The sequence below is a fragment of the Rhodococcus sp. NyZ502 genome (assembly GCF_041464245.1).
Taxonomy (GTDB): domain Bacteria; phylum Actinomycetota; class Actinomycetes; order Mycobacteriales; family Mycobacteriaceae; genus Rhodococcus_F; species Rhodococcus_F qingshengii.
In genome coordinates this window covers 1902381-1914916 of the sequence record NZ_CP167155.1, presented here as the reverse complement: position 1 = coordinate 1914916, position 12536 = coordinate 1902381, and the positions used below count along the sequence as shown (strand labels likewise).

Below are 12536 nucleotides of genomic sequence, written 5' to 3'. Positions count from 1 at the left end.
GAGTTATTTTTTCGCAATCAAGCGGACCTACCGTTCCCATCCATGCCAACTTCCGTAAAACTGCCGAACAGCGAGCTCGCGCGACTCGCCAACAAGCCGCCCTGGTACCGATCACTGTTCGTGCAATTGATCGCCGCTATCGTCATCGGTGTTCTCATCGGCTGGTTGTGGCCGGAATTCGGCACGAACCTCAAGCCCCTCGCCGACGGGTTCATCAAGCTGATCAAAATGCTGATCGCGCCGATCATCTTCTGCACCGTTGTGATCGGGATCGCCCACGTCGGGGATCTGAAGGCCGTGGGGCGTATCGGCGTCAAAGCACTCATCTACTTCGAGGTCGTGACCACCTTCGCCCTGTTGTTCGGGCTGCTCATCGGAAATCTGATGAAGCCGGGTGCGGGATTCGACATCGATCCGGAGACGCTGGCGAACGGTGCGGACGCCGTGGCCGCCAAGACTGGAAGTGGCGAACTTCCCCACACCGTCGAATTCCTGCTCAATATCATTCCGGTGTCGATAGTTTCGGCCTTCGCCGAGAACGCACTCCTCCAAGTCCTCTTCTTCGCCGTACTGTTCGGGCTCGCATTGGCCAAGGCGGGTGAGAGTGGACCACCGATCGTGTTCGAACTCGTCGATCGTCTGAGCCATCTGTTCTTCACGATCATCGGCTGGATCATGAGACTGGCGCCGTTGGGCGCTTTGGGCGCGATGGCGTACATCGTCGGTCAGTACGGGATCGCTTCGCTCGGAAGTTACGGAAAGCTGATCGCCGCATGCTATCTCGCCGCCGTCCTGTTCATCCTCATCCTGGCCGCGATAGTCAGGTACTTCGCGGGCGTGAACCTGTGGAAGTTCGTCAAGTACATCAAGGACGAACTCTTCCTCGCTTTGGGAACGGCGTCGACCGAAGTAGTTCTGCCCCGAATCATGGTCAAGCTCACCAACGCCGGATGCTCGCGCGCTACAACAGGATTGGTGGTGCCTACCGGCTACTCGTTCAATCTCGACGGCGCAACGCTGTACCTGTCGATCTGCATGCTGTTTCTGGCGCAGGCACTCGGCGTGGACCTGACACTCGGTGAACAGATCACTGCCGTCCTGGTTCTGATGCTCACCTCGAAGGGAATGGCCGGCGTGCCGGGATCGTCATTCCTGGCGCTGTCGGCCACCGTGGCCGCAATCGGTCACGGCGCAATTCCCGTCGCCGCAGTCGCTCTCCTACTGGGCGCCGATCGAATCATGGATTCGATGCGGGTGTCGGTGAACCTGCTCGGGAACTGTGTCGCAACCTTCGTGGTCGCCAATTGGGAGGGGCAGCTCGACAAGGAGCGCATGCGCCGAGTGCTCGACGGAGAAGACGTTCCACCGCTCGAGGAAGTCGATCCGATCGCGGGGAAAACCGTTCCGGCACCCGAAACCGAAAGCATCCTGACCCGATAGGTAGGTGCCGGCTGCTGTTTGCACATCGGAAATCGGTGCTGAAGAGTCGCGGGGGGGCAGACTTCACTGGAAAATCCAGACCGACAGCTACAAAAGCAAATATTTGCAGATGGCGACAACCTTGCCGTCAGGGGTCCGTTGAATCTACAAATACGACACTTGCGCTGCACCGACTCCACTTCACTGAAAAGCAACTTGCGACATCCAGATATTGCCCGGCGGTTGCCGCAGTGGCGATTCACAATTCAGCGAACGGGCAGCATTGTATTTGCCGGAATTAGAAGGACTAAAGTCCGGTGTTCGACCGACGAATAGACTCGAGTGGGTAAAAATCAATCAGTTCCGAAAGGCTTATTCTGCATGCATTTATGCCGTGCCAGCTGCACTTATGCTGATAGTTTCCCGCAATAAGCTGTTGCGGGATCGATCATATGGCCCTCGGTTCAAATTGTCCGAATGGTCACCTATTGCTATCGTAACCTTTGCGAAGGACTGGACCCGATTGCCCAGCAAAGGAATACAGTGACCGCATCCATGCAGGATATTGAACACTTGTCCACTAATCGACTTTCGGTGGTTGTTCCGGTATTCAACGAAGAGAACGCGGTTTCCGGCTGCATCGAGCGTCTACTGACCCAGTCGGAAATCGATGAGATTCTGATTGTCGACAACAACTCGACGGACGGTACTGCATCGATCATCCAGGAGTTCGCCGAGAAGTACGACAAAGTCAGATATGTCTTCGAGGCCCGCCAAGGCGTCGTACACGCCCGGAACGCGGGCTTCGACGCCTCGACCGGCAACATCATCGGTCGTATCGACGCGGACACACGGGTACAACCGGGATGGGCAGATGCGGTCAAGGGTTTCTTCCAACGCAGCACCGCTCATTCAGCGGTTGCCGGACTCACCTACCTCTTCGAATCGCCGTTTGCTCGAATCCACCGCTACGCACTGGACAGGCAGGTGAAACAGGGGAAGTTCGATTGCGAACGTCAAGTACTCGCTGTCGCCGGAGCGAACATGGCGATCAGAAAAAGCGCATGGTTGTCGGTCCGCGAGCAAGTCAGTGACCGGCCGGACATCCACGAAGATATCGACCTTTCACTGTGCCTTCGGGAGGAAGGGATGACGATCGGTCAGATCGCCGACATGCGAGCAGAAACGTCCGGTCGACGCGGTGAAACCCCTCCGTTGGAGTACCTGAAGTACAACCAAGCATCCGAATCGGTTCTGCACCTTCACAACATCATGAATTGGCGCCTCAAACTGACCATCTGGGGCGACTCGATGCTCCACGCGCTCGTGTGGCCCGTCTACCGCATCTACAACTTCGAGCAGGAGCGCCTGGAGTTCAGGCGCTTGTTCGGCATGTCGAAAGGTCGAATCATGCCAGTTCACCAGTAACCCATCGAATTTCGCTAATCACCGAAGGTTCGCAGCCACCGAATTTCACGACAGTTTCAACGCCGTGATGCGGTCTTCACTGGAACGCAACAGCACCTTCTCCCCCGCCCACAGCTCGCGCGGCATCACCCAAGGCGTGAACTCGTCGTCCCCGTCCTGGACGACTTGGACCTCCCAACTACGTTGGCCGGTCCTGACATCTGTTCCGTAGACGTTTCCCTCGTCGATAACGACATCGCCGTGCCAGACAACCTCCCCGGCGCGCTCGGCGTTCGATCGCCACAGGACCTCACCGGTGAGCAGGTCCACGAACTGGACCTCGGGTTCGGAACCGGAACGGGTCACGGCAACCACGTTGCCGATCACCGCCAACGACTGTGCGGTGTCGAAGAGTTCACTGTTGGACCACAATTTCTCGCCGGAAGTCCGGTCGAAACCGCTGTGTCCCAGAATGATCGGAGTCGATCTTCCCGCGGGATCATCTCGGCTGTATCGCCCGCCGTAGTACGAGGACTCCGAGGGCAGTTCGTCCGTCCTGGCGAACTCGCGCCCGTTCTGATCGAGCGCGTACTCACTTGTCGGACGGCCATTGCCTTCGCAACCGCCATCCGACACCAATGTCACGCCGTTCGACGATGTATGCGCGGTCGAACAGGTGGAGTAACCGTGTACCCACCGCTGTTCGCCCGTCTTCAGATCGAATCCCAGAGACTCGTCGAGAGTGATCACGCCCAGATCGCCGTGCACCGACATCACCGGATCGACGTATCCGGCTTCCCACGATCCACCGACGTCGAACGCTTTGGACCAGTTCGCTTCCGGATCGTCGACGGTTCCGCTGTGCACGCGAACGTCGTTGCTCTCGATATCGCCCTCGAGCGCGAGGACCGTGTCACCCGAGACAACCGCGAAGATCGGTGCCCACGGCGTCTTGATGTCTCGACGCTCTCCTGTCTCGATATCGAAAAGTGAGTACGAACCACCGGATACGTACGGCCCGGAGAAACACAGCACCGAACTGCCGAGCAGAGTCTCGGAGCAACCACCGACGTCGACCGCCGACGTGCGCCAACGGACAGTGCCGTCGTCGGCATCGAGTGCGACCAATTCCGCGTCGTCCAACGAATATGCCTGGCGGTCCGGCATACCGATCATCGTGACCACGAGTGATCCGGCGTCGATGAATCCGCCCATGTCCATGTTGAATTCGGTTCCAACAAGTGGGCTCCGGAAGATCGCGAACTCGCGCCCGAGAATCTCGGAGGCCTCGACGCTCCATAGCGGCGACGAGATCGCTGTCGGTTCGGAACTCGTCGACGTGACCACCGTGGCGATGGCGGCAGTGACGGAGACTACGGCTGCGGCGGCCGCGATCCGAAGTCGCGATTTCGGGGAGAATCTGGTGGTCATCGAATCTCCAGGCCTTCGGTCGTCGCGAGAAACTCCAACTGCGCGAACGTCATCGGATCGTTCGGGATCGCTGCCGACGACGAAACCGAGACTTGGGTCCCATTCGGGCGAGTGACGACCACCGACCTACTCGTTTCCTGCGTCGATTCTGCTTTCGAGCCGTCATTTGTCATGGGCACGGTCGCGTAGTTCCGTTCGTCTCGCTCGATCACGGATCCATCCGGTCGCGTCACGACCTCCAAGGGGTGCCCGTAGTAGGAGGGGTCGTATTTGTTGGGCTCCTTGGGGAGTGGTTGTCCGCCGGTAATTGTCATGTTGAGCGTCGACTCGCTGTCTCCCGTCCGGGTGGGAAGTCTCTGACATGCAGTGGACTTGTCATTCTCCGCCACCGTCAGAGTGCCCGGTCCGGTATCGATAATCGGAAAACCCGGAGGTACAGCGCGCCATCTGACTTCGAGTACCGCGTTGAGACGTTCGATCGTCGCGCGATCGAGTTCGGCCACGTCGCCAGAGTCTCGGGGGATCCCGTGGCACCCGGGCGAACGCGGTGCCGTACCCGGCGGAGCAGGCGTCGTGATTCGCAGTTGCGGCAGGCTGACCAGAGAAACCAGTTCGTCGATGGTCAGTGGAAGCGCGCCGCTTGCCTGAACCTCGGCGCCGACTCGATCGGCAGTGTCATCGAGATAGGCGTGAACTCGTGTGCCATCGATACCGTAAAGGAACGCCGAACGAGAAAGAGTGCGTTGTCCGTTGATTTCACTCCACGAGTCCTGCACGTCCACTACTGAACCATCCGCGAGTGAGCGACGTTCGACGAGAGAACCGGCAACGCACGGAGGAACCGGCGCCTTACTGCTGTTGACCGAGACCGACAGTCCACCACTGGCCTCGCCTCGAAGTATTGTCGCCGACGCATCAGTGGACGCCAGATCCTCGATCGTCCATCCCTCGGGCAACTCGTCCGAGGCCGACGGTGCCGAGATCGGACCGAACTGGAGTGATCGGCTCGGACTGGCGAACTTGATCTCGACGCCGTCCGGAATCGCATCGGCGACCGCATCCGACATCGATACAGCCTTGGCGCCGGAAAACCACGGAAAACGTGGGTCGTCATACGCGTCGTCGCCGCCGCCTGTCGATGTGAAGATCGAGATTCCGTGGTCGTCGTCCGGCGCTTCGACACTCTCACAACCCGGAATCGTGGTCGGGTACACCGCGCTCGGCGTGACGTACGAGAATTCAGGCACGTCTTCCGCCGGAATCTCGTCCGGTGTGGATGTCATGGTGATCGAAGATGACGCAGCTACCGAGATGTCATCGGACGGCGAACTGCTCCACCGATCCACCAGCCCGGCAACCACTGTCCCACCGGCGATCAGGGAGACGACCGTCAGCGCGAAGGTCCACTTCTCGGCCCGCTTCAAATCGGTTTGCTCCTTCGACACGTACCCTCGCAGTCACCGTCACGGCCCGCTCCCGATGCGCGTCGCCTCTGGATGTCCTGTCGCGATCACAGCGATTTCTGTTACCAACCGGATGGTTTCCTATCGCACGAGCGCCGTATGAACACAGAAGGACGGGGTGCCAGTTGCTGTGCAACCGGCACCCCGTCCTGACGACCTGAGTGCTTACACCCTCACAGGCACCTGATTCGGGTCTGGATCGGAATTCGGATCCTGCTCGATCGGAATCCGTCGAATCGCTTCACCCTCGATGTCGACGTTCGGCAGGATCTTGTCGAGCCACGCCGGCAACTTCCACGCCGAATCACCGAGAATCGACATGACCGCAGGTATCACGATCATGCGGATGATGAAGGCGTCGAAGAAGACTGCAGCCGCGAGGCCGAAGCCCATCATCTTGCTTGTCGTCTCTGAGGACAGCATGAATGCGCCGAACACGGAGATCATGATGATGGCCGCCGACGCGACCACGCGAGCACCATGGGTGTAGCCGGAGATGATGGCGTCCTTGGCCGACAATCCGTGCACGTATTCCTCGCGCATTCGCGTCACGAGGAACACTTGATAGTCCATCGCCAACCCGAAGACCACACCGATCATGAAGATCGGCAGGAACGAGATGATGGGTTGTGTGTGCTCGATCAGCCCGAAGTCGCCCTCCTGGAAGATGGCCACCGTGGCGCCGAAGGTCGCACAGACGGAAAACAGGAATCCGAGAGTTGCGGTCAGCGGCACCAGGATCGAGCGGAAGACGACCATCATGATGATGAACGCCAGCCCCACAACCACGATGAGATACGGGATGAGCGCGGAACTGAGCTTCGACGACATGTCGGCAACGATCGCGGTTTGCCCCGCTACACCGAGTTCTGCGCCTTCCGATTTCACCGTCGATCCGTAATTCCGGATCTGATTCATCAGCTCGTGGGTTTCGGGGCCGCTCGGTGACATCTGCGGGGTGACCGCGATCAGCGCAGAGTTGGCGCCCGCCATCGGGTTTGCCGCGTCGGGTCCGTTTCCGACCCACATCAACTGATCCGGAGTTGCGACGTTGTCGAGGCCCTTGATGTGCGCGACAGTGCCTTCGGCAATCGCGGTGATGTCGGTGCCGTCAGGCGCGTCGAGCACGACGAACAATTCGCCATTGACGCCTTCACCGAACCCACGTTGCAGCAGGGCAAGTGCCGGCCGCTCTTCGTCCTGAGTGAACGAGAGTCCGAGTTCGAGCTTCGTCATCGGAATAGCCGCGATCACCAGAAGCACCAGCGCAGCACCCGCGATCGGCCACGGGTACCTGGTGACTATCTTGGCCCAGCGATGTCCGTTGGATTCCATCGTCTCGGGCTCGTCACCGTGGCGCAGCCCGGGGATACGAGGCGAGAACGCGAATCGGCCGAAGATACCCAGAACCGCTGGGATCAATGTGATTGCGCCGAGCACAGCGATGATGACGGCAACCGCTGCCGAGATTCCCATCTGCGTGATCATCGGAACCCCGACCACCGCCAGGGCCGCCAGCGCAACCACCACTGTCAGGCCTGCGAATACGACAGACGAACCGGCAGTACCTACTGCGCGTCCGGCGGCGGCTTCCCTGGTTCCGCCCAGGTTGAGCTCACTGCGGTAGCGCGACACGATGAACAACGCGTAGTCGATCGAGACTGCGATGCCGATCATCGTGACGATTCCCGTGACGCCTTCGTTGATGTCGAAGAAGCCCGAGCCGAGGGTGACAGTCAGAGTGGCCAGCGCAATTCCCAGAATTGCAGTGAACAACGGGATGAACGCCGCGATGAGTGCACCGAACGCCACGATCATCACGATGAACGCCACCGCGAAGCCGAGCATCTCCGACAGACCGCCCGCGGCCTGCACCTGCATCATCGAGCCGGTTCCTTCGACTTGCAAGCCGCCGGTGCGGAACTTTGCCATCAAGTCGAGGAACGCGGTCTTGTTTGCCTGCGTCTGATCCTCGATGCGAATCGACTGATTGAGCTGGATCAGCCCGACCTTGCCGTTGTCGCCGAGAACGGCCGACGCCACCGCTGGATTGGCCTCCGCGAGAGTGACCGGATTGACGATCATCTCGGGATCGACGATGTCCGGCAACGTCTTCGCCTGCGCGATCAACTGATCGATCTGATCGCTGTGCGCGGCAAGCCCGTCGTCTGCCGCGATGAGAATACTGGTCGACGCCTGAGTTTGCTGCTCCGCTGCAGCTGCAAAGTTCTCGTTCATCAACTCGGTCGCACGCTGTGAATCGGTGCCCGGAAGGTTGAATTCTTTGGAGAACGTCGGATTTGTGGCGCTGATTGCGCCACCCACCACCGCGATCACGATAATCCACGCGGCCACCACAAGATACTTGTGGCGGAAAGCAAACTTCCCCAACCTGTAAAGATACGTAGCCAACGTAGGCCTCTCTCGCCGTGGACTGGTCTGTCCGAAGAACACGGAGTCTTTCGGTGCCAGGGACATACGGTACGGACCGATCGGCCTGTTGGCACCCGGTATATCTGCGAAAACGGCATATCCGACGCGCCTTCGTCCCGTTTTCAGACCGCTCGGTACCGTGGACACGACACGGGCAGGCGCCTCACCAGAGCAGACGCCACGTAGTACGAAAGGCAATCCCATGAATCACGGCCAGGCCGTCGATCGCGATCTCGTCCTTGCCGGCCAACAGCGACTCGACGCGCTGGGCCCACGATTGACGGGATCTCCTGCACACCACGAGGTGGTGGAAGAAGTCGCGAACGAACTGACCGAACTGGGCCTCGACGTCCGGCGTGATTCACACACTTTCGAACGCTGGGATCTGCCGGCGACACCTGACGGACTTCGCATCGAATTGCCGACGGGACCGATCAGAGTTTCGTCCGCATTCCCCTACTCCGGATTGACCGGGCCACAGGGAATCTCCGCTCCCCTGGTCTACGTCAGCGCGCGACGCCCCAAGTGGTCGGCGGCCAAGGGCGCGATCGCAGTGATCGAGGTCCCGCACATCGATCTCCCCCGCAAGCTACTGGTCAGCGAGTGGGGCCCGATCGCCACCGACGAGACACTTCGAAATCCGGTTCTCTCCGCAACACTTCTGGGCCCGAAGCTCGACAAGGCCCGCAAGGCCGGTGTCCTCGGCGTGATCGCGGTGTGGCGTGACATCGCTCCGGACAACGCACTGGGACAATATCTTCCGTTCACGCAGCCATATCACGACATCCCCGCCGTCTGGGTGGCCGGCGACGAGGGTGCGAAGGTTGTCGCTGCAGCTCGCTCCGGTCAGCTGGCGACTCTGGTACTGGATGCGACTCTGCATCCGGACACCCGGACCGACACGGTGTGGGCGGTGTCCCCCGGAACCTCACCCGAAGAGACGATTCTGCTCATCACTCACAGCGACGGAACCAACGGTGTCGAGGAGAACGGCCATCTGGGAATGTTGGCGTTGGCGCGGCACGCCGTGGCGCAGCCGCATCGACGGTCGTACGTTTTTGTCCTGACGACTGGCCACCTTCGTATTCCAGCGGTGTCCAAGCACGGACAGGCAACGTCCACCTGGCTCGAAGCGCACCCCGAGATGTGGAAGGGCGAAGCCGGTCAGGCGCGCGCCGTAGCGGGGATCGCCATCGAGCACCTCGGCGCACTGGGTGATACCGAGGACAACTCGACCGGCGGCTATGCCTTGGAGACCACTCCGGAACCGGAACTGCTCTACGCGACGAGTCGGGAAGTGCACGACATCGTTGCACCGCTGTGGCGCGACATTGGAGCGGGCGATCGCCGAATCGTGGCGCCAGGACCGGTCATTCATTTCGGTGAGGGCGAACCACTGTTCGAGCGGAAGATCCCGGCGGTCGCCTTGGTGACGGCGCCGCAGTACCTGCTCGCTCTGCGCGAAGCCGACGCCGTCACGCACGTCGACCTGGACGCGATGATCAAGCAGATCGAAAGCTTTCGGGATCTGCTCGACGCCTTCGACGCAACCGACACCGCGGCTTTCGGTCCGGTGGTCTCGCGCTCGGTGTTCGCGAAGTTCTCGGCGCTACTTCAGTTGATGCAGATTTTGTCGAAAGCCAAGAAATAGTGCTGTGCGCCTTTATTAACCGCGGGCGGTTAATAAAGGCGCACAGCACTTGGGGTTACTTGTCGTGAATGATCACGCCACGGATGTTCTTGCCGTCACGTAGATCCTGGTAGCCCTTGTTGACGTCTTCGAGGCTGTAGGTGTTGGTGATCAGTTCGTCGAGCTTGAGCTGACCGGCATCGTAGAGACGCAGCAGTCGCACGATGTCGTACTGCGGATTCATGGACCCGAACAACGTGCCCTTGATCGTCTTCTGATTCAGCGTCAGGTCGGTACCCGACACGTGAACGGTCAGCTTGGCGGGGTCGGCGAGTCCCGTGATCACCACGGTGCCACCCTTGCCGATCACTGCCGTCGCTGCACTGACCACGTCCTCGTCGACGGTGCCGACAAGGATGAGCGCAGCGTCGGCACCCTGTCCCCACGTCAGCTCGTTGACCTTGGCAGCAGCGCTCTCGGCGTCTGCAAAGGCATGGGTTGCACCGAACTTCAGTGCGGTCTCACGCTTGAGAGCAACCGGATCGACCACAACGACGTACTTGCAGCCGGCCGAAACGGCGCCCTGGACGGCGTTGATGCCGAGACCACCGATGCCGTAGATCACAGCGGTGTCACCGGCGCGAAGGTTACCGGCATTTACTGCCGTTCCCCAACCCGAAGGCACGCCGCAGCCGACGACCACCGCTGTCTCCAAGGGAAGCCAGTCGTCGATCTTGACTACCGAGTGCTGAGAAATGGTGGCGCGCTCGGAGAACGTTCCCAACATGCACATTCCGCCGAAATCCATTCCGTTGCCGTGGAAACGGAAGGAACCGTCGGGCATCGAGCCTTCGAGGATGGTGGCACCCATGTCGCAGAGGTTCTGGCGACCGGTCGAGCAGTAGCGACAGGTGCCGCAGTTGGGGATGAAGCTACACACGACATGGTCGCCCGGCTTGACCTTCGTGACGCCTGGGCCGACCTCTTCGATGATGCCCGAGCCTTCGTGTCCGCCGACGATCGGGTAACGCGGCGGGAGATCACCGTCGGTCAGGTGCAGATCCGAATGGCACAGTCCGGCAGCGGTGTACTTGATCAGTACCTCACCCACACCCGGGCCGTCGAGGTCGAGTTCCATGATCTCGAAAGGCTTTCCGGGCTCGAGCAGTACAGCAGCTTTGGTCTTCACTGGTGATCTCCTTGATTGTCGGACGAGAGAATGAGCGATGGGGTCGGTCAGAGAGCGATGTTGACGGCCTTGGTCTGGGTGTAGAGATCGATAGCCGAAGCGCCGAGCTCGCGGCCCCAGCCGGACTGCTTGTATCCACCGAAGGGCATTGCAGTGTCGAAGCCGTTGTACTGGTTAATCCACACCGAACCGGCCTTCAAGCGCTTCGCCGTGCGGTGAGCCTTGGAAATGTCCCGGGTCCAGATGCCGGCGGCCAAGCCGTAGATGGAATCGTTTGCGGCAGTGATCGGTCCGTCGTCCGCATTGAACGGCAGCGCCGCCACGACGGGTCCGAAGATCTCCTCCTGAACGATGGAGAATTCGGGCTTGACGTCAACGAAGACGGTCGGCTCGACGAAGTAGCCCTGATCGCCCCAGCGGTTGCCGCCCGTCAGTGCACGTGCGCCGTCGGCGATTCCCTCACGCAGGTAGCCGGTCACCTTGTCGAACTGCTCCTGCGAGACCAGCGGTCCGAGCTGGGTGGTGGGATCGAGGCCGGGTCCGATCTTGACCTGGCTCGCTGCGTGCGCGACGGCCTCGGTGAACTTCTCGAAGATGGTGTCCTCGACGTACAGACGAGTACCCGCAACGCAGCACTGTCCGTGGTTGAACAGCCACGCATTGAGCGAACCCTCCACCGCGGAATCGAAATCGGCGTCGGCGAACACGATATTGGGGCTCTTGCCACCGAGCTCGAGCGTAACCTTCTTCAGATTGCCCTTGGCGGCGTCGACGATCTTCTTACCCACCTCGGTGGAACCGGTGAACGCAACCTTGTCCACGTCGTCGTGGCCGGACAGAGCAGCACCTGCATCGCCGAAGCCGGGAACGATGTTGACGACGCCGGGCGGGAAGCCTGCTTCTTCGAAGACCTCCGCGAGAAGCAGTGCGGTGAGCGGGGTCTGCTCAGCGGGCTTGAGGATCACCGTGTTGCCGGCGGCGAGCGCGGGGGCGAGCTTCCACGACGACATCAGCAGCGGGAAGTTCCACGGCACGATCAGTCCACAGACGCCGATCGCCTCACGCAGGGTGTAGGCGTGGAACTCGCCGCCCGGAGAGAAGGGCATCGACACGTTGACGGTGCTGCCTTCGATCTTGGTGGCCCAACCCGCGTAGTAGCGGAAAACGTCTGCGGCCCAAGCCACGTCGACGGCGGTGGCGATGGCAACGGACTTGCCGTTGTCGAGAGCTTCGAGCTGACCGAATTCCTCGGCACGAGCACTGAGAATGTCGCCGACGCGCCAGATCATCCGCTCGCGCTCGTTTGCCTTCATACGTGACCAGGGGCCGTCCTCGAAAGCCGTTCGAGCGGCACGTACCGCGCGGTCGATGTCTTCGGCCTGACCGTGTGCCACGTCTGCGAGCTTCTGTCCGTCAGCCGGGTTGTACGTCGCGAAGGTCTGACCCGAAGCGGCGTCGACGAATTCGCCGCCGATGTAGAGCTTCTTCGGTCCGTTCAGGAAACCCTGTACCGCGGAACTGATGGTGTGTTCGGCTACTGCCGTCATCGGAAACTCCCCTGAAG

General features: G+C 60.6%; 8 protein-coding genes. 3 read left to right on the top strand and 5 right to left on the bottom strand.

Annotated features, from left to right (window positions below; all coding sequences use genetic code 11):
* The first annotated feature begins 42 nt into the window (after positions 1–42).
* Positions 43–1440, top strand: coding sequence for a C4-dicarboxylate transporter DctA (dctA, locus tag ACBG85_RS09120; RefSeq protein ID WP_208689716.1), 1398 nt, complete (start codon positions 43–45; stop codon positions 1438–1440).
* Positions 1441–1974: 534 nt separating this feature from the next.
* Positions 1975–2847, top strand: a complete 873-nt coding sequence (locus ACBG85_RS09115; RefSeq protein ID WP_063892130.1) for a glycosyltransferase family 2 protein — start codon at positions 1975–1977, stop codon at positions 2845–2847.
* Positions 2848–2892: 45 nt separating this feature from the next.
* Here the strand turns inward: ACBG85_RS09115 and ACBG85_RS09110 are convergent, their stop codons facing one another.
* The 3 genes from ACBG85_RS09110 to ACBG85_RS09100 all read right to left on the bottom strand — a co-directional run bounded on the left by ACBG85_RS09110 (position 2893) and on the right by ACBG85_RS09100 (position 8132).
* Positions 2893–4257: a PQQ-binding-like beta-propeller repeat protein gene (locus tag ACBG85_RS09110; RefSeq protein ID WP_372027121.1), complete on the bottom strand. Its 1365-nt coding sequence runs from the start codon at positions 4255–4257 to the stop codon at positions 2893–2895.
* Entirely contained in the window at positions 4254–5702 is a 1449-nt protein-coding gene (locus ACBG85_RS09105; RefSeq protein WP_372027119.1) for a hypothetical protein, read from the bottom strand. Before ACBG85_RS09105 ends, ACBG85_RS09110 begins: the two co-directional genes overlap by 4 nt.
* 183 nt (positions 5703–5885) lie before the next feature.
* Entirely contained in the window at positions 5886–8132 is a 2247-nt protein-coding gene (locus ACBG85_RS09100; protein ID WP_372027118.1) for an MMPL family transporter, read from the bottom strand.
* 223 nt (positions 8133–8355) lie between these two features.
* Between ACBG85_RS09100 and ACBG85_RS09095 the strand changes: the two genes are divergently transcribed.
* Positions 8356–9804, top strand: a complete 1449-nt coding sequence (locus ACBG85_RS09095; RefSeq protein WP_372027116.1) for a hypothetical protein — start codon at positions 8356–8358, stop codon at positions 9802–9804.
* A gap of 55 nt (positions 9805–9859) precedes the next feature.
* Here the strand turns inward: ACBG85_RS09095 and ACBG85_RS09090 are convergent, their stop codons facing one another.
* Positions 9860–10972, bottom strand: a complete 1113-nt coding sequence (locus tag ACBG85_RS09090) for an NDMA-dependent alcohol dehydrogenase (protein ID WP_003942086.1) — start codon at positions 10970–10972, stop codon at positions 9860–9862.
* 47 nt (positions 10973–11019) lie between these two features.
* Complete coding sequence (locus ACBG85_RS09085) at positions 11020–12519, bottom strand: aldehyde dehydrogenase family protein (RefSeq protein ID WP_019744236.1); 1500 nt, start codon at positions 12517–12519, stop codon at positions 11020–11022.
* Positions 12520–12536: the final 17 nt, after the last annotated feature.